Source organism: Herbiconiux daphne, from assembly GCF_024979295.1.
Taxonomy (GTDB): domain Bacteria; phylum Actinomycetota; class Actinomycetes; order Actinomycetales; family Microbacteriaceae; genus Herbiconiux; species Herbiconiux daphnes.
In genome coordinates this window covers 107844-131065 of sequence record NZ_JANLCJ010000002.1, presented here as the reverse complement: position 1 = coordinate 131065, position 23222 = coordinate 107844, and the positions used below count along the sequence as shown (strand labels likewise).

General features: G+C 68.6%; 15 protein-coding genes, 1 tRNA gene and 1 pseudogene. 6 read left to right on the top strand and 11 right to left on the bottom strand.

Going from position 1 to position 23222, the window contains the following annotated elements; translation table 11 throughout:
• Window positions 1–3: 3 nt before the first annotated feature.
• Window positions 4–2073: an excinuclease ABC subunit UvrB gene (gene uvrB / locus N1032_RS06075; RefSeq protein ID WP_259538114.1), complete on the bottom strand. Its 2070-nt coding sequence runs from the start codon at window positions 2071–2073 to the stop codon at window positions 4–6.
• 99 nt (window positions 2074–2172) lie between these two features.
• Here uvrB and N1032_RS06070 point away from each other — a divergent pair, with 99 nt between their 5' ends.
• On the top strand, window positions 2173–3198 hold the full coding sequence (locus N1032_RS06070; RefSeq protein ID WP_259538113.1) for a 6-phosphofructokinase: 1026 nt from the start codon (window positions 2173–2175) through the stop codon (window positions 3196–3198).
• Window positions 3199–3285: 87 nt separating this feature from the next.
• On the opposite strand, the gene N1032_RS06065 is transcribed toward N1032_RS06070, so the two are convergent.
• The 6 genes and pseudogenes from N1032_RS06065 to N1032_RS06040 all read right to left on the bottom strand — a co-directional run bounded on the left by N1032_RS06065 (window position 3286) and on the right by N1032_RS06040 (window position 10379).
• Complete coding sequence (locus tag N1032_RS06065; RefSeq protein ID WP_259538112.1) at window positions 3286–4323, bottom strand: 5-oxoprolinase subunit C family protein; 1038 nt, start codon at window positions 4321–4323, stop codon at window positions 3286–3288.
• Window positions 4324–4482: 159 nt separating this feature from the next.
• Window positions 4483–5211, bottom strand: coding sequence for a 5-oxoprolinase subunit B family protein (locus N1032_RS06060; RefSeq protein WP_259538111.1), 729 nt, complete (start codon window positions 5209–5211; stop codon window positions 4483–4485).
• 56 nt (window positions 5212–5267) lie between these two features.
• Window positions 5268–6032: a LamB/YcsF family protein gene (locus tag N1032_RS06055; protein ID WP_259538110.1), complete on the bottom strand. Its 765-nt coding sequence runs from the start codon at window positions 6030–6032 to the stop codon at window positions 5268–5270.
• Between the two features lie 292 nt (window positions 6033–6324).
• Window positions 6325–6918: pseudogene (gene coaE / locus N1032_RS06050) on the bottom strand (dephospho-CoA kinase); the annotation flags it as partial.
• A gap of 80 nt (window positions 6919–6998) precedes the next feature.
• Complete coding sequence (gene rpsA / locus N1032_RS06045) at window positions 6999–8450, bottom strand: 30S ribosomal protein S1 (protein ID WP_259538109.1); 1452 nt, start codon at window positions 8448–8450, stop codon at window positions 6999–7001.
• 234 nt (window positions 8451–8684) lie between these two features.
• Window positions 8685–10379 (bottom strand): DUF885 domain-containing protein, encoded by a 1695-nt coding sequence (locus N1032_RS06040; protein WP_259538108.1) that lies wholly within the window; start codon window positions 10377–10379, stop codon window positions 8685–8687.
• 126 nt (window positions 10380–10505) lie between these two features.
• Between N1032_RS06040 and N1032_RS06035 the strand changes: the two genes are divergently transcribed.
• The 3 genes from N1032_RS06035 to N1032_RS06025 all read left to right on the top strand — a co-directional run bounded on the left by N1032_RS06035 (window position 10506) and on the right by N1032_RS06025 (window position 16305).
• Window positions 10506–11222 carry a hypothetical protein gene (locus N1032_RS06035; RefSeq protein ID WP_259538107.1) on the top strand — a complete coding sequence of 239 codons (717 nt, stop codon included), beginning with the start codon at window positions 10506–10508 and terminating at the stop codon, window positions 11220–11222.
• Window positions 11219–12823 (top strand): DNA polymerase Y family protein, encoded by a 1605-nt coding sequence (locus N1032_RS06030; RefSeq protein WP_259538106.1) that lies wholly within the window; start codon window positions 11219–11221, stop codon window positions 12821–12823. The genes N1032_RS06035 and N1032_RS06030 overlap by 4 nt, the downstream gene beginning before the upstream one ends.
• Before the next feature lie 71 nt (window positions 12824–12894).
• A complete protein-coding gene (locus tag N1032_RS06025) occupies window positions 12895–16305 on the top strand; it encodes an error-prone DNA polymerase (protein WP_259538105.1) in 3411 nt (1136 codons plus the stop codon).
• 408 nt (window positions 16306–16713) lie between these two features.
• Here N1032_RS06025 and polA read toward each other — a convergent pair whose 3' ends face one another.
• A complete protein-coding gene (gene polA / locus N1032_RS06020) occupies window positions 16714–19431 on the bottom strand; it encodes a DNA polymerase I (protein WP_259538104.1) in 2718 nt (905 codons plus the stop codon).
• Between the two features lie 134 nt (window positions 19432–19565).
• On the opposite strand from polA, the gene N1032_RS06015 reads away from it, so the two are divergent.
• On the top strand, window positions 19566–19982 hold the full coding sequence (locus N1032_RS06015) for a PaaI family thioesterase (protein ID WP_259538658.1): 417 nt from the start codon (window positions 19566–19568) through the stop codon (window positions 19980–19982).
• Between the two features lie 9 nt (window positions 19983–19991).
• Here the strand turns inward: N1032_RS06015 and N1032_RS06010 are convergent, their stop codons facing one another.
• The gene (locus tag N1032_RS06010; RefSeq protein WP_259538103.1) at window positions 19992–20600 is read right to left on the bottom strand and encodes an ANTAR domain-containing response regulator; all 609 of its coding nucleotides are present in this window, start codon (window positions 20598–20600) and stop codon (window positions 19992–19994) included.
• A 39-nt stretch (window positions 20601–20639) separates the two neighbouring features.
• On the opposite strand from N1032_RS06010, the gene N1032_RS06005 reads away from it, so the two are divergent.
• Window positions 20640–20722 (top strand) — tRNA-Leu (locus N1032_RS06005).
• 17 nt (window positions 20723–20739) lie between these two features.
• Here the strand turns inward: N1032_RS06005 and N1032_RS06000 are convergent.
• A complete protein-coding gene (locus N1032_RS06000) occupies window positions 20740–21504 on the bottom strand; it encodes a hypothetical protein (RefSeq protein WP_259538102.1) in 765 nt (254 codons plus the stop codon).
• A gap of 162 nt (window positions 21505–21666) precedes the next feature.
• Window positions 21667–23112, bottom strand: coding sequence for a pyruvate kinase (pyk, locus tag N1032_RS05995; protein ID WP_259538101.1), 1446 nt, complete (start codon window positions 23110–23112; stop codon window positions 21667–21669).
• Window positions 23113–23222 lie beyond the last annotated feature (110 nt).

The window sequence follows — 23222 nt, the reverse complement described above, 5'->3', positions numbered from 1 at the left end:
CCGTCAGCTGATGTGGCCGGCCTTCTCCATCTGCCGCAGCTCGCGCTTGAGCTCGGAGACCTCGTCGCGCAGGCGACCGGCGAGCTCGAACTTGAGCTCGGCCGCGGCCTCGAGCATCTGGCTGTTGAGGTCGGCGATGATCGACTCGAGGTCGTTGGCGCCGGCCGCCGCGATGCCCTCGCGCCGCAGGTTCGGGGTGGGGGCCTTCTTGCCCCGGCCCGAGCGCTCGCGCAGCAGCTCGGCGGTGTCGGCACCCTCGCGGGCGAGAGCCTCGGTGATGTCGGCGATGCGCTTGCGCAGCGGCTGCGGGTCGATGCCGTTCAGCGTGTTGTAGGCCACCTGCTTCTCGCGCCGGCGGTCGGTCTCGTCGATGGCCAGGCGCATCGAGTCGGTCATCTTGTCGGCGTAGAGGTGCACCTCGCCCGAGACGTTTCGAGCCGCACGGCCGATGGTCTGGATGAGCGACGTCGACGACCGCAGGAAGCCCTCCTTGTCGGCATCCAGGATGGCCACCAGCGACACCTCGGGCAGGTCGAGGCCCTCGCGCAGCAGGTTGATGCCGACCAGCACGTCGTAGACGCCCTGACGGAGCTCGGTGAGCAGCTCGACCCGGCGCAGGGTGTCGACGTCGGAATGCAGGTAGCGCACCCGAACGCCCGCCTCGGTGAGGAAGTCGGTGAGCTCTTCTGCCATCTTCTTCGTGAGCGTGGTCACGAGCACGCGCTCGTCGCGCGCCGAGCGCAGGCGGATCTCTTCGAGCAGGTCGTCGATCTGGCCCTTGGAGGGTTTCACGATCAGCGTCGGGTCGATGAGGCCGGTGGGGCGGATGATCTGCTCGACCACGCCGTCGGCGATGCCCATCTCGTATTTGCCGGGCGTGGCCGAGAGGTAGACGGTCTGGCCGACGCGGTCTTTGAACTCGTTCCACTTCAGCGGCCGGTTGTCGAGGGCACTCGGCAGACGGAAGCCGTGGTCGACCAGGGTGCGCTTGCGCGAGGAGTCGCCTTCGTACATCGCGCCGATCTGCGGCACCGTGACGTGCGACTCGTCGATCACGACGAGGAAGTCGTCGGGAAAGAAGTCGAGCAGGCAGTGCGGGGGCTCGCCCGGCGCCCGGGCGTCGATGTGCCGGGAGTAGTTCTCGATGCCGGAGCAGAAGCCGATCTGCTGCATCATCTCGAGGTCGAACGTGGTGCGCATGCGGAGGCGCTGGGCCTCGAGCAGCTTGCCCTCGCGCTCGAGCTCGGCCAGCCGGTCGTGCAGCTCGGTCTGGATGGTCTCGATCGCGCGGTGCATGACGTTGGTGTCGGCCACGTAGTGCGAACCCGGGAAGACCGAGACGTTCTCGAGCTTCTTCACGATGTCGCCGGTGAGCGGGTGCAGGCTGTAGAGGCCCTCGATCTCGTCGCCGAACATCTCGATGCGGATGGCGAGCTCTTCGTACATCGGGATGATCTCGATGGTGTCGCCGCGCACCCGGAAGTTGCCGCGCGAGAAGTCGACGTCGTTGCGCTGGTATTGCATCGACACGAAGCGGCGGATGAGCCAGTCGCGATCGACCTTGTCGCCCACCTGGAGGGCGATCATCGCGTTGAGGTATTGCTCGGGGGCGCCCAGGCCGTAGATGCAGGAGACGGTGGAGACCACCACGACGTCGCGGCGGCTGAGCAGCGAGTTCGTGGTGGAGTGCCGCAGCCGCTCGACCTCGGCGTTGACCGAGCTGTCTTTCTCGATGAAGGTGTCGGTCTGCGGAACGTAGGCCTCTGGCTGGTAGTAGTCGTAGTAGGAGACGAAGTACTCGATGGCGTTGTTCGGCATGAGCTCGCGGAACTCGTTCGCCAGCTGGGCGGCCAGGGTCTTGTTGTGGGCGAGCACGAGGGTGGGGCGCTGCACCTGCTCGATCAACCACGCCGTGGTGGCGGACTTGCCTGTTCCGGTGGCGCCGAGGAGAACGACATCCGTCTCACCGGCGTTGATGCGGCCGGCGAGTTCGGCGATGGCCGCGGGTTGGTCGCCACTCGGGGTGTAGTCACTGATGACCTCGAAAGGGTGAACAGAGCGAGTGGGTTCCATGCATTAAGTTTAGGGAGGACCACCGACACCAGGGTCGGTGCTCGCTCACAGCGTCACGCCGAGCATCCCACCACCTCACCACCACCTCGAGGCAGACACATGAGAATTGGAATTCTGACCAGCGGAGGAGACTGTCCGGGTCTCAACGCCGTCATCCGGGGAGCGGTGCTCAAGGGCACCGAGATCAACGGCCAGGAGTTCGTCGGGTTCAGAGACGGCTGGCGCGGAGTCGTGAACGGCGACATCATCCCGCTCGAGCGCAGCGACGTGCGCGGCATCGGCAAGCAGGGCGGCACCATCCTCGGCACCTCGCGCACCAACCCGTTCGAGGGCAACGGCGGCCCGGAGCGCATCCAGGAGACCCTCGACCGGCTGGGCATCGACGCCATCATGGCGATCGGCGGCGAGGGCACCCTCGCGGCGGCCAAGCGGCTGACCGACGCCGGCCTCAAGATCGTGGGCGTGCCGAAGACGGTCGACAACGACCTCGACGCCACCGACTACACCTTCGGCTTCGACACGGCGGTCGAGATCGCGACCGAGGCCATGGACCGGCTGCGCACCACCGGTGACAGCCACAGCCGCTGCATGGTGGCGGAGGTCATGGGCCGGCACGTCGGCTGGATCGCGCTGCACTCGGGCATGGCCGCGGGTGCTCACGCCATCCTCATCCCGGAGCAGAAGACGAGTCTCGAGCAGATCGCCGAATGGGTGCAGAGCGCGGCCAACCGAGGTCGCGCGCCGCTCGTCGTCGTGGCCGAGGGCTTCAAACCCGACCACGAAGACGACCCGCACTCCGAGCGCGGACTCGACGCCTTCGGCCGCCCCCGCCTCGGCGGCATCGGCGAGCGTCTCGCGCCGATGATCGAAGACCTCACCGGCATCGAGACCCGGGCGACGACGCTCGGGCACATCCAGCGCGGTGGTGTGCCCACGGCCTACGACCGGGTGCTCGCCACGCGGCTGGGCATGGCGGCCAGCGACATCGTGCAGAGCGGTTCGTGGGGGCAGATGGTGGCCCTGCGCGGCACCGACATCGTCACGGTCGGGTTCGAAGAGGCGCTCGGCAAGCTGAAGACCGTGCCGCAGCACCGTTACGACGAGGCGGCGATGCTGTTCGGCTGATGCCGGGCGCGTGCTCGCTCTCAAAAAGCTGCAAATGACGACGACCGAGGCCGTATAGGGCGTCGGTCGTCGTTATTTGCAGCTTTTTCAGTCGGCGGCGGAGACGTTTGAGGCAACGGAGGCGGCGAGCCGCACGGAGTCGCCCGGTCGCAGCTGCGCGGCGGCATCGAGCGCCGCTGCGGTGAGCACGCCGATCACGGGGTAGCCGCCGGTGACGGGGTGGTCGCGCAGGAACACGACGGGCTGGCCGCTCGGCGGCACCTGCACGGCTCCGGCCACCATGCCCTCGCTCGGGAGTTCGCCGCCGCGTCCCGGCAGGCGGTCGATGCGACGCTCGCCGCCGAGCCGGATACCCACCCGGTTCGACTCGATGCCGACGGTCCAGGTGCCCGACAGGAGCGTCTGCCAGCCGGAGTCGCCGAACCAGTCGTCCCGCGGGCCTCGCGTGACGTGCAGCAGTGCCGGACCGTCGATCGACCGCCGCGGGGGGATCGATTCGGCTGCCGGCCACTCCCCTGCCTCGTCAGCGACTGCCAGGTGGTCGCCGGCGGCGATCGCGGGCGGCCCCAGTCTGCTGAGCACGTCGGTGGAGCGGCTGCCGAGCGTCGGCTCGGCGTCGAAGCCGCCGCGCACGGCGACGTAGTTGCGCAGCCCGCGCTCGGGCGCGACGAGGCGCACGCGATCCCCCGGCCACACGGTGAACGAGTATCCGGTGGGCACGACGGTCTCGCGCGCCGCGGGGATACAGGGCTCGGTGGCGGCCTCGCCCTTGTCTGCGCTGCCGGCCGCGCGCGTCACGATCACGAACGCGGGCGCGCCGGTCACTGCGAGCAGGGCCGTGTGGCGCACCACGAGCTCGAGGCCGCCGAAGACCGTCTCGAGGCACGCGGCGCCGGGCCGATTGCCCACCAGGCGGTTCGCCGCCGTGTAGGCCGCGCGGTCTGCCGCGCCCGACGCCGTCACACCCAGATGGGCATACCCCGGGCGGCCCGCATCTTGCAGCAGCGTGAGCGGCCCGCCGGCGACGACGTCGAACCAGGCCGCCTGGTTGGGAGGCGTGGTGCCGGAGTTCATGACGACACCCCGGTAGCGGCATCCGGAGCCGCGTGAGAATGACGAGCCCATGCGTCTGTGCTTCGGTTCGGGGTGGCGACGATGAGGGGCCGCGACATCGAGCGCGACCATCGCCCACCGGGCAGCAATCGGGTGGCCACTGGACTGTCGACCGCCGGGCGCACGTGAGCGCGCGGCGGGTCGCTCGCACGGGTCCTTCGAGGCAGCGTGTCACTCATCGGGCACGAACCTGACGCGCGTGCCCGGTGCGAGGAGGGCGGGTTCGGTGCGGCGGGCGTCCCAGAGCGAGGCGGTCGTGGTGCCGATGAGGTGCCAGCCGCCCGGCGACTCGCGGGGGTAGATGCCGCAGTACCCCGCGGCGAGAGCGACCGAGCCCGCCGGAACGACCGGCCGCGGAGTCGACCGGCGGGGCGCGGCGAGCAGGTCGTTCTCGCCTGAGAGATAGGCGAAGCCCGGGGCGAAGCCGATGAAGTCGGCGGTCCAGGTCTGTTCGCTGTGCGCCGCGATCACCCCGTCGACGGTCAGGCCGGCCAGCTCGGCCACGGTCGCGAGGTCGGCGCCGTCGTAGCGCGTGGCGATCTCGACCAAGGAGCCGAGCGCGGCTGCCGCTGAGGCCGCCACAGCCGAGGGGGCGGCCGGAGCCGAGAGGGCGCGATCGATCCAGGCCAGCAGCGGTGTCAGACCGACGGATGCGCGGTCGAACACGACGAGCACCGTGGTCGCCGCGGGCACCAGCTCGGTCACCCACGACGGCGCGGTGGCGCGCAGGGCGCGGTAGAGGTCGATCGGCTTCGCGGCCGCGGACGCGCCCAGCGGCACGTTCGCCGATGACGCCCCGACGTGCGTCGAGCCCGCCTTCGTGGTGTCTGCGGACGCAAGGACGGGCAGTTCGATGAGCACCGCCGACCCGCCCACCGGCAGGATGACCGGCGCTGCCATCCCGACCTGCCCGTCTCGGGCGCTCGGTGGGCCCGGCGGTCTGGCCGGAATCATGCTCATCGCGCCGAGAACGAAGCGATCGTGAGGCCCGCGGATTCGAGCCGGCGGCGCAGAGCACGCGCGATGTCGACGGCACCGCGAGTGTCGCCGTGCACGCAGATGGTCTCGGCCGAGACGGCGATGTCGGTGCCGTCGATCGCGGTGACCACGCCCTCGGCGGCGAGGCGGAGCATCCGTTGGGCGATCTCTTCGGCGTCGTGCAGCACGGCTCCCGCCTGGTTGCGCGGCACGAGGCTGCCGTCGCTGCGGTAGGCGCGGTCGGCGAATGCCTCGGGCACGAAACGCAGTCCTTCGGCGTCGGCGATGCTCGCCACCTCGGAGTCGGCAAGCCCCACGATCGCCAGCGCAGGGTCGACGGCGACGATCGCGTCGACGACGGCCGAGGCGTGCTCGTCGTCGTGCACGATGCGGTTGTAGAGGGCGCCGTGGGGTTTGACGTAGCGCACGCGGGTGCCGGCGGCGGCGGCGATGCCCTTCAGGGCGCCGATCTGGTAGACGACATCGGCGATCAGGTCGGCGACCGGCAGCTCGAGGTCGCGGCGGCCGAATCCGCGGAGGTCGGGATAGGAGACGTGAGCGCCGATCGCGACGCCTCGGGCGGCGGCCACTCGAACGGTCTCGAGCATGCGGGCCGGGTCGCCGGCGTGGAATCCGCAGGCCACGTTGGCGCTCGACACGATCGCCAGCAGGGCGGGATCGTCGCCCATGGTCCAGGCACCGAACGATTCGCCGAGATCGGCGTTGAGGTCGATCGTGCTCATCGGCGCGTCCCCCCGTTCAGCCGGCGGTCGGGGTATCGCGGCGGCGGTCGCCGGATGTTGCGGCCCCGCTCGCTACGGTGCCGGGTGCTGCGGATGCGGTGTCCGGCGAGTCGGGCGCTGCGGCGCCGGCGGGCGAGGAGACAGGCGCCGCAGATGCGGCAGGCCGGGAGTCGGGCGCTGCGGGGTCGGTGGCCGGCGAGTCGGCGGTGTCGAGGGCGGCATCCGTCGCGCCAGCCGGCGCCTGCCGCTCGTCGTCGGTGGCAGCGACTCCGGCCGTGCTCGCGCGGGCGACGATGTCCGGCCAGAGCGCGTCGACCTGCGCCACCGTCTCGTCGAGGGAGCCGCCCGAATCGATGACGACATCGGCGAGGGCCCGGCGCTCGGCATCGCCCGATTGCGACGCGAAGCGACGTGCGGCTTCATCGCGCGACATCCCACGCAACTCGACCAGGCGCTCGACGCGCTGCTCGGCCGGAGCCACGACCACGATCACGAACTCGAAGAGGCCGCCGCGGCGCCCCCCGCTCTCGGCGAGCAGGGGAACGTCGTAGACCACGATCGCGCCGGGATCGGCGGCCTTTGCCTCGCCGAGCCGCTGCTTCAGCAGTTCGCCGACGGCCGGGTGCGTGATGCCGTTGAGGTCGAGGCGGGCCTGCTCGTCAGAGAACACGATCGCGCCCAGGGCTGCCCGGTCGAGCGAGCCGTCGTCGGCGATGACGGATGCCCCGAACCGCTCGCTGATGGCGGCGAGCCCGGGGGTGCCCGGCTCCACCGCCTCACGGGCCAGGCGATCGGCGTCGATGGTGACGGCACCGAGTTCGCGCAGTCGTCGGGCCACCGTGGATTTTCCGGCGGCGATGCCCCCGGTGAGTGCGATCACGTACACGAGTTCATGCTAGCGGTCGCACGGTTAACGGCCGGAAGGCCGCCCCCTGAGGGACGGCCTTCCGTGTGTTGCAGAACTGCTTAGGAGTTCGAGCTGAGCTTCTCGCGCAGTGCGGCGAGGGTCTCGTCGTCGGCAAGGGTGCCGGCGCCGGTCGACTCGCTCGAGAACGAGTTCGAACCCGAGGGGATGTCGCTCGTGAGCGCCTCGGCGTTGGACGCCGCGACCTGCTTCTTGTGAGCTTCCCAGCGAGCCTGGGCCTCGGCGTACTCCTGCTCCCACTTCTCGCGCTGGGCGTCGAAGCCCTCTTTCCACTCGTTGGTCTCCGGGTCGAAGCCCTCAGGGTACTTGTAGTTGCCCTGGTCGTCGTACTCGGTGAGCATTCCGTAGAGTGCGGGGTCGAACTCGGTGCCCTCGGGGTCGACGCCGTCGTTCGCCTGCTTCAGCGAGAGGCTGATGCGGCGACGCTCGAGGTCGATGTCGATGACCTTGACGAAGACCTCGTCGCCGACCGACACGACCTGCTCGGCGAGCTCGACGTGCTTGCCCGACAGCTCGGAGATGTGCACCAGGCCCTCGATGCCCTCGGCGACGCGAACGAACGCGCCGAAGGGAACGAGCTTGGTGACCTTGCCCGGTGCGACCTGACCGATCGCGTGCGTGCGGGCGAACACCTGCCACGGGTCTTCCTGGGTGGCCTTGAGCGAGAGCGACACGCGCTCACGGTCGAGGTCGACCTCGAGGATCTCGACGGTGACCTCCTGGCCAACCTCGACGACCTCGGAGGCGTGCTCGATGTGCTTCCAGGACAGCTCGGAGACGTGCACGAGACCGTCGACGCCGCCGAGGTCGACGAACGCACCGAAGTTGACGATCGACGAGACGACGCCCTTGCGGACCTGCCCCTTCTGGAGGTTGTTGAGGAAGGTGGTGCGGCTCTCGGACTGCGTCTGCTCGAGCAGGGCGCGGCGCGACAGCACGACGTTGTTGCGGTTCTTGTCGAGCTCGAGGATCTTCGCCTCGATCTCCTGGCCCAAGTATGGGGTCAGGTCGCGAACACGGCGCAGCTCGATGAGCGAGGCCGGCAGGAAGCCGCGGAGGCCGATGTCGACGATCAGACCGCCCTTGACGACCTCGATGACCGAACCGGTCACCACGCCGTCGGCGTCTTTGATCTTCTCGACGTCGCCCCACGCACGCTCGTACTGGGCGCGCTTCTTCGACAGGATGAGGCGGCCTTCTTTGTCTTCCTTCTGGAGGACGAGAGCCTCGACCAAGTCACCGACCTGAACGACCTCGGTCGGGTCGACATCGTGCTTGATGGAAAGTTCACGCGAAGGGATGACGCCCTCCGTCTTGTAACCGACGTCGAGGAGGACCTCGTCGCGGTCGATCTTCACGACGGTGCCTTCGATGAGGTCTCCGTCGTTGAAGAATTTCAGAGTCTTTTCGACCGCGGCAAGAAAGTCTTCAGCAGATCCGATGTCATTGATGGCGACCTGCTTGGTTGCCTTTTCGGTCGTTACGATTGTCATGTAGTGGTTGCTCCGTTATGGACATAGTTCGGGCCGGCCGCGACTGGTGCGAGCTGTTCGCTTGCGTGGGTTGTTTCCGCGACTGGCAGGCGGATGGATGGTCACAAGAGTGACGATTTAGTCTAGCCGCGCAGTTGCATGCGCAGCAAGCCGCGTTTCCAGCGACATCCAATAGAACGTTCGAGAACCGTCGAGCATTCCCTGAGGCGCTCCGGATGGCCGCAGCGTCGGCGGTCAGCCGAGCAGGGCCGAGCGGAGTGTGTCGAGGCCGACTCCCCCGAGGTCGAGGGCGCGACGGTGGAACTCCTTCGACGAGAAGGCCTCCTTCTCGCGGGCCCGGTAGACGTCGCGGATCTCTTCCCAGATGCGCTGACCCACCTTGTAGGAGGGCGCCTGGCCCGGCCAGCCGAGGTAGCGGTTGACCTCGAAGCGGATGAACGCGTCATCCATGTTCACGTTGCGGCGCATGAATTCGAGGGCGTAATCCGCGTCCCACACCCCACTGCCGTCGAGGCGGGGCTTCTGCAGGTGCACCCCGATGTCGAGCACGACGCGAGCGGCACGCATCCGCTGCCCGTCGAGCATGCCGAGGCGGTCGGCCGGGTCATCGAGGTAGCCCAGTTCTTCCATCAGGCGTTCGGCGTAGAGTGCCCAGCCTTCGGCGTGACCGCTCGTGCCGGCGAGCTGGCGGCGCCAGGTGTTGAGCTTGGCGCGGTTGTAGACCGCCTGGCCGATCTGCAGGTGGTGGCCCGGAACGCCCTCGTGGTAGACGGTGGTCAACTCGCGCCAGGTGTCGAACTCGGTGACCCCGTCTGGCACCGACCACCACATGCGGCCGGGACGGGAGAAGTCGTCGGTGGGACCGGTGTAGTAGATGCCGCCCTCGTGGGTCGGGGCGATCATGCACTCCAGTGCCCGGATCTCGTGCGGGATGTCGAAGTGCGTCTTGCCGAGTTCTTCGACGGCCCGGTCGCTCGTGGCCTGCATCCAGGCCTGCAGGGCGTCGGTGCCGTACAGCTTGCGGCTGTCGTCGGCGTCGAGGAAGGCGATGGCCTCGTGAACGGATGCCCCGGGCTTGATCTCTTCGGCGATGGCTTCCTGCTCGCGCACCATGCGCCCGAGCTCCTCGATGCCCCACTCGTAGGTCTCGTCGAGGTCGATCACGGCGCCGAGGAACCGGCGCGACTGCAGCGCGTAGCTGGCGCGGCCCACGGCATCCTGCTTCGTGGCGACCGGAGCGAGTTCGTTCTCGAGGAACTGCGCGAGTTTGGCGTAGGCCTCGGCGGCGGTCACGGCGTTGCGTTCGAGGTCGGCCTGGAGCGATGCCGGCAGCTCACCCTGTTTCGGGGCGGCCGAGGCGGCGAACTCGGTGAAGAAGCTCTCGGGCCCGGAGTGCTTGCGCACCTGCGCGAGCACCTCGACCACCTGCCGCCTGGCCGGCGTGATGCCCTCGCGCATGCCCTCGCGCAAGGTGACGATGTAGCCGTCGACCGCCTCTTCGACGGCGGAGAGCCGCTTGGCCACCGTCGACCAGTCGTCGGTCGTATCGGTCGGCATGAGGTCGAAGACCTCGCGGATGCTCTGACTCGGCGATTCGATGACGTTGAGGTCGCGCAGGTGCAGTCGCGCATCGGAGCTCGCGAGGGTGAGCCGGAGCTCGTTGGCGAGATCGGTCTTGGTGACCTCGTCGACCTCGTCGACCGGGGTGGCCACGGCGAGTTCGGCCAGCACCGACGAGACGGCGGCGATGTAGCGCTCGTGCCCCGCGGGCGACAGATCGCCGTAGCGGTCGTTGACCTCGGAGCGGCCGATGTAGGTGCCGAGCACGGGTTCCAGCTCGACGAGGGTGTCGACCCAGCGCTCGGCGATGAGGTCGATCTCGGTCTGGGGGCGGGTGTCGGCGGAGCTCGGTACTGTCGTGCTGGTCATGTTTCGACCCTAGGGTACGGGGCTGACGCCGGATGCTGAGCGGCACAGGTTGTGGAGAGAGAATCGACTCTCCACAGGCTCTCGGGCTCGATTGACTTATTCGAACATATGTTCGAATATGAGGGCATGGCAGATGCGGCTCTCACCCTCTCCTCCCCCGCTCCGGCGGGCGAGGAGATCAGGGCGCTGCAGTCCCGCATCCAGCAGATGCAGGCGACGAAACTCGACACCCGCAGCGTGCGCACCCATCCCGCCCTCACCGGGTTGCTGCCGGGCGGCTCGCTCCGCTCGGGCGCCGCCTATTCGGTCGAGCGATCGACGGCACTGGTGATGGCGCTGATGGCCGGCCCATCGTCTGACGGCGTGTGGTGCGGGGTGGTCGGAATGCCCGATTTCGGGGTCGAGGCGGCTGCCCGTTTCGGCATCGACCTCGATCGTCTCGCCCTGGTGCCCGACCCGGGCGACGAGTGGCTCACCGTCACGGCGGCGATGGCCGACGTGGTGGGGGTGGTGGTGACCAGGTTGCCCGGGCGGGTGAGCGACTCGTCGATCGCGCGGCTGCAGGCGCGCATCCGTCAGCGCGACGCGACACTCATCGTGCTCGGCGACTGGCCGCAGAGCGAGGCGACCTTGCGCATCACCGAGAGCTCCTGGTCGGGCATCGGGGTCGGGCACGGTCATCTCACCGCCCGGCAGGCGATGGTGTCGGTCACGGCCCGGGGCGGCGCGGGGCGCCCGCGTCGCGCGCGGCTGTGGCTGCCCGACGGCGACGAGCTGTTCCGGCCGGTGCTGGGCACGGCGGCCTCCCCGGTGCGGGCTCTGCACGAGGTGGTGGCCGGATGAACGCGGCCATCGCCCCGGTGCGCACCATGGTGGTCTGGTGCCCTGACTGGCCCGTCGTCGCGACCGCGGGGTTCGAGGAGGTCTCGCTCGACGAGCCGATCGCCGTCATCGAGAAAGGGCTGGTCTATGCCTGCTCGGCGTCAGCCCGGGCCGACGGTGTGCGGCGAGGGCTGCGCATCCGCGAAGCCCAGGCGCGAAGCCCACGGCTGCTCGATTTCGTGCACGATCCGGTGCGGGTCAATCGCGCCTTCGAGCCCTTCATCTCGGCGCTCGAAGAGATGAGCCCGCACGTGCAGATCGTGCGGGCCGGCAGTTGTGCCCTGAGGGCGAGGGGGCCGGCGCGATATTACGGCGACGAACATGCCGCGGCTCTGGCCTTTCTCGAGCGCTTCGCCGAGCTGGGGGTGACGGATGCCCGCGTCGGCATCGCCGACGGCATGTTCGCGGCCGATCAGGCGGCACGACTGCCGGGGGTCGACCTCATCCGCATCGTGCCCGAGAACGAGTCGCCCCGGTTCCTGGCGGGGCTGCCCCTGCAGCTTCTCGACGAAGACGAGCTGACCATGCTGCTCTGGCGGCTCGGCATCCGCACCCTGGGCGATTTCGCCCGGCTGCCCGCCGACGACGTGCGCACCCGGTTCGGCGAGCCCGGAGCCCGGGCGCACGCCCGCGCGGGTGGTCTCGACGGCACGCAGGTCACCCCTCGCATCCCGCCCGAGGTGCGGGAGAGCGTGAGCGACTTCGAGCCGCCGCTCGACCGCATCGACCAGATCACCTTCGGCATCCGAGCCGCCAGCGACCGGTTCATCGACGACCTGGCGACGGCGATGTTCGTGTGCACGGCGCTGCGGGTCGAGATCACGACCGAACGGGGAGAGGTGCGCGAACGCAGCTGGCTGCACCCGCGCTGGTTCGGCTCCAGCGACGTCGTCGACCGGGTTCGCTGGCAGCTGCAGGGAGGCAGCACGATCGAGAGCGCGCTCTCGTCACCGGTCACCCGGGTGCGCATCGTCGCCGAGACGATCGATCACAGTTCCCACCACGAGACCGGTCTCTGGGGCAGCGGCTCCGACGAACGCATCCATCACGGGCTCTCGAGGGTGCAGAGCATCGTCGGCCACGAGGGCGTGCTCACCGCCTCGATCGGCGGCGGCCGTTCGCCGCGCGAGCGCCAGCTGCTCATCCCCTGGGGCGACCGGGTGCCCGAGAAGGCACCTCGCGCCCCGCGACCCCGCGGGCGGCAGAAGGCCTCGGCGGCCGAGCAGATCGCTCCGTGGCCGGGCAGCCTGCCGCCGCCTCTGCCGACGACGGTGTTCGAGAAGCCGCGCCCGGTGGTCGTTCTCGCGGCCGACCGTGATCCGGTGGCCGTCACCGAACGGGGCGACCTCTCGGCTCCGCCGGTGTTCTTCTCCGAGAACCCTTCCGGCCAGGGCCTTCGGCCGCTCGAAGCCTGGGCCGGGCCGTGGCCGGTCTATGAGCGATGGTGGGATTCCGACAAACGACGCCGACTCGATCGCTTCCAGGTGGTCGACGCCGACGGCATGGCGTGGCTGCTCGCCCTCGAAGGCCAGGTCTGGCGTGCGGAGGCCCGGTATGACTGAGCAGACGCTCTTCACCGCGCAGCCGGCGACCGCGCCGACGCTCCCGCCGGCGCCGAAGGCGGGAGGTTGAGATGGGCTTCAACAACCCGGCCATCCCCTGGTCAGAACTGGAACGCACGCTCTCGGGCCGCAGCCGGCCTGAAGAGAAGATGGCGAGCGAAGAGACCCACTCGCGCAAACGGGCCGCCTACGAGCCATCGGAACCGTTGCTGCCGGCGGTCGACGAGAAGTCGGTCGTGCCCTATGCCGAGCTGCACGCGCACTCGAACTTCAGCTTTCTCGATGGTGCGTCCTCCCCCGAGTCGCTCATCCAAGAAGCCGCTCGGCTGCGGTTGAACGCCCTGGCCATCACCGACCACGACGGCTTCTACGGCATCGTGCGATTCGCCGAGGCGGCCGAGAAGCACGATGTGGCCACGATCTTCGGTGCCGAACTCTCGCTCGACCTGAGCAAGCCGCAGAACGGCGTGCCCGATCCCGAGGGTTCGCATCTGCTGGTGCTGGCGCGCCGGCAGGAGGGCTACCACCGCCTCGCCGGAGCCATCACCTCGGCTCAGCTCGCCCCCCGCGCCGAGAAAGGCCGCCCTCTTTACGACCTCGACGAGCTGGCGGGGCAGAGCGAGGGGCATTTCACGGTGCTGACCGGATGCCGCAAAGGTCCGGTGCGGCAGGCCCTCGCCTTCGAGGGTGCCGAGGCGGCAGAGCACGAGGTCGATCGGCTGGTGGCGCTGTTCGGCCGCGACAATGTGCTCGTCGAACTCTTCGATCGCGGCGATCCACTCGACAGCGCGGCGAACGACGCCCTGTTCACGATCGCCGAGCGTCGTCGGCTCGGAGTCGTGGCGACCGGCAACGTGCACTACGCCACTCCCGCTCAGCACCGTCTCTCGCAGGCGCTCTCCGCCGTGCGCGCCCGGCGCAGTCTCGACGAGCTCGATGGCTGGCTGCCGGCCTCGCCGACCGCGCACCTGCGGTCCGGCGCCGAGATGGCACAGCGGTTCTCCCGCTACCCGGGCGCCGTGGAACGCACGGTCGAGGTGGCGGCCGATCTGTCGTTCCAGCTGCGCATGGCCAAGCCGAAGCTGCCGAAGCAGGAGGTGCCTGAGGGGCACACGCCGATGTCGTGGCTGCGGCACCTGGTGCTCGACGCGGTGCCGAGAAAATATCCGCACGCGAGTGCCGACGACTGGGCGCGCATCGAGAAAGAGCTCGGCGTGATCGAGATGAAAGACTTCCCCGGCTACTTCCTCATCGTCTACGACATCGTGCGCGAGGCGCGCAGCCGCGGCATCCTCTGTCAGGGCCGGGGTTCCGCCGCGAACTCGGCGGTCTGCTACCTGCTCGACATCACCGCCGTCGACGCCATCGCTCGCGAGCTGCCGTTCGAGCGCTTCCTCTCCAGCATGCGCGAAGAAGAGCCCGACATCGACGTCGACTTCGACTCCGATCGCCGTGAGGAGGTCATCCAATACGTCTATGCCAAATACGGGCGCCGCAACGCCGCCCAGGTGGCCAACGTCATCCAATACCGGCCGAAGTTCGCGGTGCGAGACATGGCGAAGGCGCTCGGGCACAGCCCGGGGCAGCAAGACGCCTGGTCGAAGCAGATCGAGCGCTGGGGGCCGGCGGTCGAGACCGACGATCACGACATCCCTGCCGAGGTGATCGCCCTCGCCACCGAGGTGCTCAAGTTCCCCCGCCACCTGGGCATCCACTCCGGTGGCATGGTGCTCACCGACCGCCCCGTCGGTGAAGTCTGCCCGATCGAGAACGCCCGGATGGACGACCGCACCGTCTTGCAGTGGGACAAAGACGACTGCGCCTGGATGGGGCTCGTGAAGTTCGATCTGCTCGGCCTCGGCATGCTCACGGCGCTCAGTCAGACCATGGAGCTGGTGGCACAGAACACGGGCACGCGCTGGACTCTCGACAACATCCCCAAAGAAGAGCAGGGCGTCTACGACATGCTCTGCCGGGCCGACTCGATCGGCGTCTTCCAGGTGGAGAGCCGGGCGCAGATGGGCACACTGCCTCGGCTGCAGCCCCGCCGGTTCTACGATCTGGTTGTCGAGATCGCCCTCATCCGCCCGGGCCCCATCCAGGGCGGTGCCGTGCATCCCTACATCCGGCGCAAGCTCGGCCTCGAAGAGGTCACCTATATGCACCCGAAGCTCAAGCCCGTGCTCGAGCGCACCCTCGGGGTGCCGCTGTTCCAGGAGCAGCTGATGCAGATGGCCATGGCCGTGGGCGGATGCTCGGCCGACGACGCCGATCTGCTGCGCCGGGCGATGGGCTCCAAACGCGGTCTGGAGAAGATCTCGTCGCTGAAAGACAAGCTCTATGTCGGCATGGCCGAGAACGGCATCGTCGGCGAGCTCGCCGACGGCATCTACATGCGCATCGAGTCGTTCGCGAACTTCGGTTTCGCCGAGAGCCACTCCACGAGCTTCGCTCTGCTGGTCTATGCCAGCTCGTGGTTCAAGCTGCACTACCCCGCCGCCTTCCTCGCCGCCCTGCTGCGGGCGCAGCCGATGGGGTTCTACTCCCCGCAGACGCTGACGGCCGATGCCCGACGGCACGGGGTGGAGGTGCGGCGGCCCGACATCCAGCGCTCGGGGGTCGACGCAGGCCTCGAACCCCTGCTGCTCGCCGCAACCGGCGACGAGCAGGTCGCCGAGACCGGGCTCGACAGCTGCCTCGACGAGCCACCACTGGTCGAGAACACCTTCGACCGCCAGGCTCCCGACCGCACGGCCGAGCACCGGCGCGACGGCCGGCTCGCCGTTCGGCTGGGGCTGGCCGAGGTCACCTCGATCGGAAAGGGCCTGGCCGAGCGCATCGTCGACGAGCGGGAGCGCGGCGGCCCCTACCTCAGCATGGCTGACGTCTCCCGCCGCGTGAGCCTCACCACCGCCCAGCTCGAGGCGCTCGCCACCGCGGGTGCCTTCGAATCACTCGGCCTCACCAAACGCGAAGCGCTGTGGGAGGCCGGCAATGCCTCCCAAGACCGGGCGGAATACCTTCCCGGCACTTTCGTGTCGGTGCAACCGCCGCTGCTTCCGATGCTCTCGGCCGAAGAACAGGTGGTCTACGACCTCTGGGCCACCGGCATCTCGCCCGACGATCACCCGCTGCATCATGTGCGCGACGAACTCCGGATGCGCGGGGCGCTGTCGATCGCCGACCTGGTCGCCGCCGAGACCGGTCGCCGCATCGAAGTCGGCGGGGTGGTCACCCACCGGCAACGCCCGGCGACCGCGAGCGGCATCACCTTCATGAACATCGAAGACGAGACGGGCATCCTCAATATCATCTGCGGCGTCGGCGTCTGGAAACGCTATCGCCGCATCGCCCGCGACTCCCCCGCCATGATCGTGCGGGGTCTGCTCGAACGCTCCGCGGAGGGGGTCACCAACCTCGTGGCCGACCGCTTCGAACCGCTCGTGCTGAGCGCCAAGACCCGCTCCCGAGACTTCCAGTGAGCGCCGCCACCACCACAGGCCCACTGACGGCGCGACCGCGTCGGCACCCGCCGCCGCACCCGCCGAGATCGGCGACGACCGCACCAGGCCGCCGTGACGACCCCGGGTGTCGGCGTGTCCGCGCCAGCGACCGCTCGAGCACATGTGCGACGTCTGGCGAGACCGTCGCACGAACGCATCAGGCCGCGCTCCTCGATCCGAGGTGTTTGCGTGGCCGCGCCTCGGGCGGCTCGCGGTCATGTCGCGCGACCTGGAGGGACGGCGCACGAACGCAACAGGCCGTGCTCGACGACCCAGGGTGTCGGCGTGGCCGCGCCAGCGACCGCGTCGGCACATGTCGCGCGACGCCGGGCGGGGACCGGCGGCGCCCGTGGAGGCCGCGCGAAGCACGGCCCCCACGGCAGCAACTCAGTGCGCCGCGTCGTTCCAGTTCTGCCCGCGGCCCACCTGCACCTCGAGCGGAACCGAGAGGTCGGCCGCGGTCGACATGCGGGCGGTCACGATGGCGGACAGGGCGTCCCACTCTCCCGGCGCGACGTCGAAGACGAGCTCGTCGTGAACCTGCAGCAGCATCTTCGAGGCGAGCTGCTGGGCATCGAGATCGGCGGCGATGTTGATCATGGCGATCTTGATGATGTCGGCCGCACTGCCCTGGATGGGGGCGTTGAGGGCGGCGCGCTCGTCGTTGTCGCGCAGCACGCGATTGTTGCTGTTGAGGTTCGCGAAGGGGCGGCGGCGGCCGAAGATGGTCTCGGTGTAGCCGTCGACCTTGGCCTGCACGACGACATTGCGCAGGTAGTCGCGCACGCCGCCGAAACGCTCGAAGTAGTCGGTCATCAGCTGCTTGGCCTCGGCGGTCTCGATGCGCAGCTGCTTCGACAGCCCGAAGGCCGACAGCCCGTAGGCCAGTCCGTACGACATGGCCTTGACCTTCGTGCGCATGTTGGGCGTGACGTCTTCGGGCTCCACCGAGAAGATGCGCGAGCCGACGAACCGGTGCAGGTCTTCGCCGGAGTGGAAGGCGTCGATCAGGCCGGCATCGCGCGACAGGTGCGCCATGATGCGCATCTCGATCTGCGAGTAGTCGGCCGTGAGCAGCGATTCGAAGCCCTCGCCCACCTGGAAGGCCTGACGGATGCGCCGGCTCTCTTCGGTGCGCACGGGAATGTTCTGCAGGTTGGGATCGGTCGACGAGATGCGGCCCGTGCTCGACCCCGTCTGCACGTAGGTGGTGTGCACCCGGTTGTCGGAGGCGATCGCCTTGTCGACGCTCTCGATGATCTGGCGCAGCTTCGTGGCGTCACGGTGGGCGAGCAGCAGACCGAGGAAGGGATGGGGATTCGAGGCCTGAAGATCGGCGAGAGCCCCGGCATCCGTGGAGTAGCCCGTCTTCGTGGCGCGCGTCTTCGGCATGTCGAGCTGGTCGAACAGCACCTCTTGAATCTGCTTCGGCGAACCGAGGTTGATCTCGCGGCCGATGATGCCGAAGGCTTCAGAGGCGATCTGCGCGGCGGTGTCGCCGAGCTCGGTCGACAGCTCGGCCAGTTCGGGGTGGCTGACGGTGACGCCCGTCATCTCCATCTGCGCCAGCACCATGAGGGTGGGCATCTCGATCTCGGTCAGCACCCGGCGGGTGCGGTCGTCGAGCAGGGCGGAGAGCGCCTGAGCCACCCGCCAGACATACCAGGCCTCGCCGGCCGGGCCCACGACGGTGTCGGTGTCGGGCACCAACTGATTGGGATCGGGCGTCGGCAGCGTCTCGAGCAGGTGCCGGTCGACGAGCTGGGCCAGCGAGCGGTCGGTGCTCGAGTCGGGCTTCAGCAACCAGGCGGCGATCACCGGGTCGAAGGCGAGACCGGCGACCTCGAGCCCGGCCGAGCGCAACGTCTTGATCTGGCGCTTGGCGTCGAAGAAGATCTTCGGACTCGGGCCGGCGAGCCAGGCCACGAGGGGTGCGTAGGCCGGGTCGTCTGCCGTCCACGGCAGGTAGACGGTCTCGTGGGCGGTGCCCAGCCCGATGGCGATCGGGTAGCCGTCGACCGTCTCGATGTGCACGGCGATCGCTCCCGCGACGAGGCTCGCCGGGGTGTCGGATGCCACGGCCTCGGGCGTCTCGGAATGCCGGCTCAGCCAGGCCGCGAGCTCGTCGTCGAGCAGCGTGACCGGGGTCGGGGCGTTCTCGGCCTTCGCGGCTGCTTCGGCCGCGGCGGCGAGGCCGACCTCGGAATCGCCGGCGATGCCCTCGAGCTTGAGGATGCGATCGAGCAGCGTGCGGAACTCCAGCCGCGCGAACACGTCGCGCATCTGCTGCTCGTCGACCGGCTGCCGCGCGAGGTCGGCGGGCCCGACCGGCAGATCGACGTCGGTGAGCAACCGGTTGAGCTTGCGGTTGCGGATGGCGTTGTCGGCGTATTCGCGCAGGTTGTTGCCCACGACGCCCGGAATCTCGTCGCGGTGCTCGAGGATGGCGTCGAGCGAGCCGAACTGGTTGAGCCACTTGACCGCGGTCTTCTCGCCGACCTTCGGGATGCCGGGCAGGTTGTCGCTCGTCTCGCCCACCAGGGCCGCGATCTCGGGGTATTGCTCGGGCCGGATGCCGTAGCGGTCGAAGACCTTCTCGACGTCGTAACGGGTGAGGTCGGAGACGCCCTGCCGCGAGGGGTAGAGCAGTGTGACCTTGTCGTTGACGAGCTGGATGGCGTCTCGGTCGCCCGACACCACGAGCACGCGGTAGCCCTGCTCGGTGCCCTGCAGGGCGAGGGTGGCGAGGATGTCGTCGGCCTCGAAGTCTTCTTTCTCGATGGTGATGATGCCGAGAGCGTGCAGGGCCTCCTGCAGCAACGGCACCTGCCCCACGAACTCCGGCGGCGTCTCGCCACGGGTGCCCTTGTAGTCGGGGTATTCACGCGTGCGGAACGACGAGCGCGAGACATCGAAGGCCACCGCCAGGTGCGTGGGGTTCTCGGCCTTCAGCAGGTTGATCATCATCGCGATGAAGCCGTGGATGGCATTGGTGTGCTGCCCGTCGCGGGTGGAGAAACTGTCGACCGGCAGGGCGTAGAAGGCCCGGAATGCGAGCGAGTGTCCGTCGATGATGAGAAGGGTAGGCTGTTCTTTGTCCGGCACACGGCAAGCCTACACAGGGCCTCCGACACGCTCTCCGCCGCCTTTCAGGGCCGTGCGCAGAACGACGAGATCAGGAACACCGATCGATGACGCAGACCGAATCGCCCTCTGAAGAGCCTCTTCCCCTCGACGTGATGGAGGTCTTCGGCTATCGCGGCATCGGCGCCCTCGCCGAGCGCATGGGCATCGAATTCCTCGAGCTCACGCCCGAGCGATCGGTGGCCCGGATGCCGGTCGAAGGCAACACGCAACCGCTCGGCCTGGTGCACGGCGGCGCCTACGTGGTGCTCGCCGAGAGCCTCGGTTCCACCGCGGCCAACCTGCACGCGGGCCCGACGAAGGTGGCGGTCGGCATCGAGATCAACGCCAGCCACTCCCGCTCCGCCACCGAGGGCTGGGTCACGGGAGTCTGCACCGCCATCAGCCTCGGCCGCACACTGGTGACGCACGAGATCGCCATCAGCGACGAGCAGGGCCGCCGGCTGTCGACGGTGCGCATGACCAACTTCATCAAAGACCGGCCCGAGGGCCAGGTCTTCGAGCCGCGATGACGAGCCGGGTCAGCTCTTCTTCGGGCTCAGCTGCTCGATGATCGCCTGGGCGACGTCGTGCATGGTGAGCCGGCGGTCCATCGACGCCTTCTGGATCCAGCGGAACGCCTCGGGCTCGGTGAGCCCCATCTTCTCGTTCAGCAGACCCTTGGCGCGGTCGACGAGCTTGCGGGTCTCGAAGCGCTCGACCAGGTCGGCGACCTCGGACTCGAGCGTGATGATCTGGGCGTAGCGCGAGAGGGCGATCTCGATCGCGGGCAGCAGGTCGTTGGGCGTGAACGGCTTCACGACATAGGCGAGTGCGCCGGCCTCTGTGGCTCGTTCGACGAGCTCCTTCTGGCTGAAGGCGGTGAGCAGCACCACGGGGGCGATGTGGTCTTTCGACAGGCGCTCCGCGGCCGAGATGCCGTCGAGCTGGGGCATCTTGACATCCATGATGACCAGGTCGGGCCGCAGCTCCGTCGCCAGGGCGACCGCGGTCTCGCCGTCTCCGGCCTCGCCCACGACATCGAACCCGTTGTCACGCAGGATCTCGACGATGTCGAGGCGGATCAGGGATTCGTCTTCCGCCACCACTACACGGCGGGGCGCTGCTGTCGTCGGTTCTTGGTCAGTCACATTTCAACCCTACGGTATTCTTGACCTCGGTCGTAGCAGGCCGGTGTGGCGGAATGGCAGACGCGACGCACTCAAAATGCGTTGTCCGTGAGGGCATGTGGGTTCGAGTCCCACCACCGGTACGACGGGTGATCGGCTGTCAGCCCTGCGGAATCGGGGTCGGCGTCAGCGTCGGGGTGGGCGTCGGGGTCGCGGATGCCGCGATCTCCGAGAAGATCGCCACCGGAACGTACTGGTGCACCACCTGGGTCGTGTAGGTGTTCGACAGCGGGCTGGTCTCGAACGAGATCTGCATCGCGAAGTCGAGCATCACGCCCTCGGTGTCGTCGGCCAGCACGCCGATCTGCTGCGACTCGAGCTGGAAGCCGCCCTTCGGCGACGTGATCAGCAGGCCGAGCCCCTGCTCCGAGCGGATCGCCTCGGGGTCGAGCGTGACCTTCAGCGGGTCGGTGTTGAGCAGGTAGGGCGTCTCGACCGTGCCCGAGGTGGTCGTCGTCTTCGCCGTGACGGTGAGGTTCGACATGAAGACGCGCCGCTTCTGGTCGAACGACGCCTCGGCGGGCACGCGGTTGTCGTAGACGCCGATGACGAACGAGAAGCGCTTGTCGGCCATCGGGGTCCAGTCGTGCGTCTTCTGCTCGGTCCACACGTCGAGCTTCAGCTGCAGCTGATCGGTGATGTCGACGGTGGGGTGCACCGAGCCCATGTCGGTGAAGACCGAGGCGAACTGCAGAGCCTGGTCGGCGGCCGCCGCATCGGCTTCCGTGGTGGTCGTCGACGGCCGGCCCGCCGGGGTGGGCTGGATGCCGAACAACGGCATGATCGTGGAGCAGCCGGAGAGGGCGACGGCGGTCGCGACGACGGCCGTGGCGCTGAGCGAGCGCAGAACGAGACGCTTGGACATGAGCGGGTACCTTCAGGATCGGGTCTGAATCGTTCGGGTCTGAACGAGGTGCTGGGAGCATCGAAAAATTAGCACCCGACCCGGCCGTCCTGACGGAAATCGGCCAGCACCCGATCAAAGCCTGATCGAATACTGGCCGAAACCTGAGCTACCCGCGCGCGCTCAGTTGTCGAACGTCTCCGGCTTCAGCGGGTTGTGCGCCGAACCGATGATGTGCACACGCATGTCGTTGGTGGTGCCCGAGATTCCGGGAGGGGAACCCGAGATCACGATCACCTTGTCGCCGATCTGTGCCCGGCCGAGCCCGAGCAGCACGTCGTCGACCTGCACCATGAGCTCGTCGGTGTGGGTGACGCGGGCGACCAGGTAGGACTGCACGCCCCAGCTGAGCGCCATGCGGTTGCGGATGCCGGGAAGAGGGGTGAACCCGAGGATCGGGATCGTGGAGCGCAAGCGCGTCATCCGGCGAACCGAGTCGCCCGACTCGGTGAACACGCAGAGGAACTTGGCCCCCACGAAGTCGCCGACCTCGGCCGCGGCCAGCGTCACGGCGCCGCCCTGGGTGCGCGGCTTGGTGCCGAGCGCGGGGATGCGCTCGAGGCCGTGCTCCTCGGTGGACTCGATGATGCGCGCCATGGTCTGCACCGTGATCACGGGGTACTCCCCCACGCTGGTCTCGCCCGAGAGCATGACCGCGTCGGCGCCGTCGAGCACGGCGTTGGCGCAGTCGGATGCCTCGGCGCGCGTGGGTCGCGGCGACGAGATCATCGACTCGAGCACCTGGGTCGCCACGATGACGGGCTTGGCCATGCGGCGAGAGAGCTCGATGGCACGCTTCTGCACGATCGGCACGGCCTCGAGCGGCAGCTCGACACCGAGGTCGCCTCGGGCGACCATGATGCCGTCGAAGGCGTCGATGATCTCTTCGAGATTGTCGACCGCCTGCGGCTTCTCGATCTTGGCGATGATGGGAACGCGGCGACCCTCCTCGGCCATGATCTCCTGCACGAGTTTCACGTCGGAGGCGTCGCGCACGAACGACAGGGCGATCAGGTCGGCGCCGAGCTTCAGGCCCCAGCGCAGGTCGGCGATGTCCTTCTCGCTCATGGCCGGCACGTTCACCGCGACGCCGGGCAGGTTGATGCCCTTGTTGTTCGACACCGCGCCCGGCACCTCGACCCGGGTCGTGACGACCGTTCCGTCGGTCTCGAGCACCCGCAGGGTGACCTTGCCGTCGTCGATCAGCAGGGGGTCGCCCGGCTTCACGTCGTCGGGCAGACCCTTGAAAGTCGTCGACGAGATCTCCTTGTTGCCGATGATGTCTTCGATGGTGATCTTGAAGATGTCACCTTCGGCGAGGTCGTAGGGGCCGTTCTCGAATTTGCCGAGACGGATCTTCGGGCCCTGCAGGTCGACCAGCACGGCCACGGCGCGGCCGGAGTCATCCGCTGCCTGACGCACGTTGCGGTAGACGCCCTCGTGCACGTCGTAGCTGCCGTGGCTGAGGTTCATCCGGGCGACGTCGACGCCCGCGTCGATGATGGCCCGGATGGTTTCATAGGTCGACGTTGCCGGCCCGAGTGTTGCGACGATCTTCGCGCGTCTCATCGGTGTGTACTGCTCCGAGTTCTGCGCCGGGGCGCATGGTGTGGTGGTGGTGGTGGTGGTGGTGGTGGTGGTGGTGGATGGTGCCAGGTGTTCGGGATGGGTCTGTTCTG

What these genes read in the sequence shown, in the direction of transcription:
- N1032_RS06060 (WP_259538111.1), bottom strand. Translation starts at nt 5,211, where the DNA reads ATGGCAGCGCCGGTCATCCTGCCGGTGGGCGGGTCGGCGGTGCTCATC.
- N1032_RS06070 (WP_259538113.1), top strand. Translation starts at nt 2,173, where the DNA reads ATGAGAATTGGAATTCTGACCAGCGGAGGAGACTGTCCGGGTCTCAAC.
- N1032_RS06055 (WP_259538110.1), bottom strand. Translation starts at nt 6,032, where the DNA reads ATGAGCACGATCGACCTCAACGCCGATCTCGGCGAATCGTTCGGTGCC.
- N1032_RS06015 (WP_259538658.1), top strand. Translation starts at nt 19,566, where the DNA reads ATGGAGGTCTTCGGCTATCGCGGCATCGGCGCCCTCGCCGAGCGCATG.
- N1032_RS06035 (WP_259538107.1), top strand. Translation starts at nt 10,506, where the DNA reads ATGGCAGATGCGGCTCTCACCCTCTCCTCCCCCGCTCCGGCGGGCGAG.
- N1032_RS06030 (WP_259538106.1), top strand. Translation starts at nt 11,219, where the DNA reads ATGAACGCGGCCATCGCCCCGGTGCGCACCATGGTGGTCTGGTGCCCT.
- N1032_RS06025 (WP_259538105.1), top strand. Translation starts at nt 12,895, where the DNA reads ATGGGCTTCAACAACCCGGCCATCCCCTGGTCAGAACTGGAACGCACG.
- N1032_RS06040 (WP_259538108.1), bottom strand. Translation starts at nt 10,379, where the DNA reads ATGACCAGCACGACAGTACCGAGCTCCGCCGACACCCGCCCCCAGACC.
- pyk (WP_259538101.1), bottom strand. Translation starts at nt 23,112, where the DNA reads ATGAGACGCGCGAAGATCGTCGCAACACTCGGGCCGGCAACGTCGACC.
- rpsA (WP_259538109.1), bottom strand. Translation starts at nt 8,450, where the DNA reads ATGACAATCGTAACGACCGAAAAGGCAACCAAGCAGGTCGCCATCAAT.
- N1032_RS06065 (WP_259538112.1), bottom strand. Translation starts at nt 4,323, where the DNA reads ATGGGCTCGTCATTCTCACGCGGCTCCGGATGCCGCTACCGGGGTGTC.
- N1032_RS06000 (WP_259538102.1), bottom strand. Translation starts at nt 21,504, where the DNA reads ATGTCCAAGCGTCTCGTTCTGCGCTCGCTCAGCGCCACGGCCGTCGTC.
- uvrB (WP_259538114.1), bottom strand. Translation starts at nt 2,073, where the DNA reads ATGGAACCCACTCGCTCTGTTCACCCTTTCGAGGTCATCAGTGACTAC.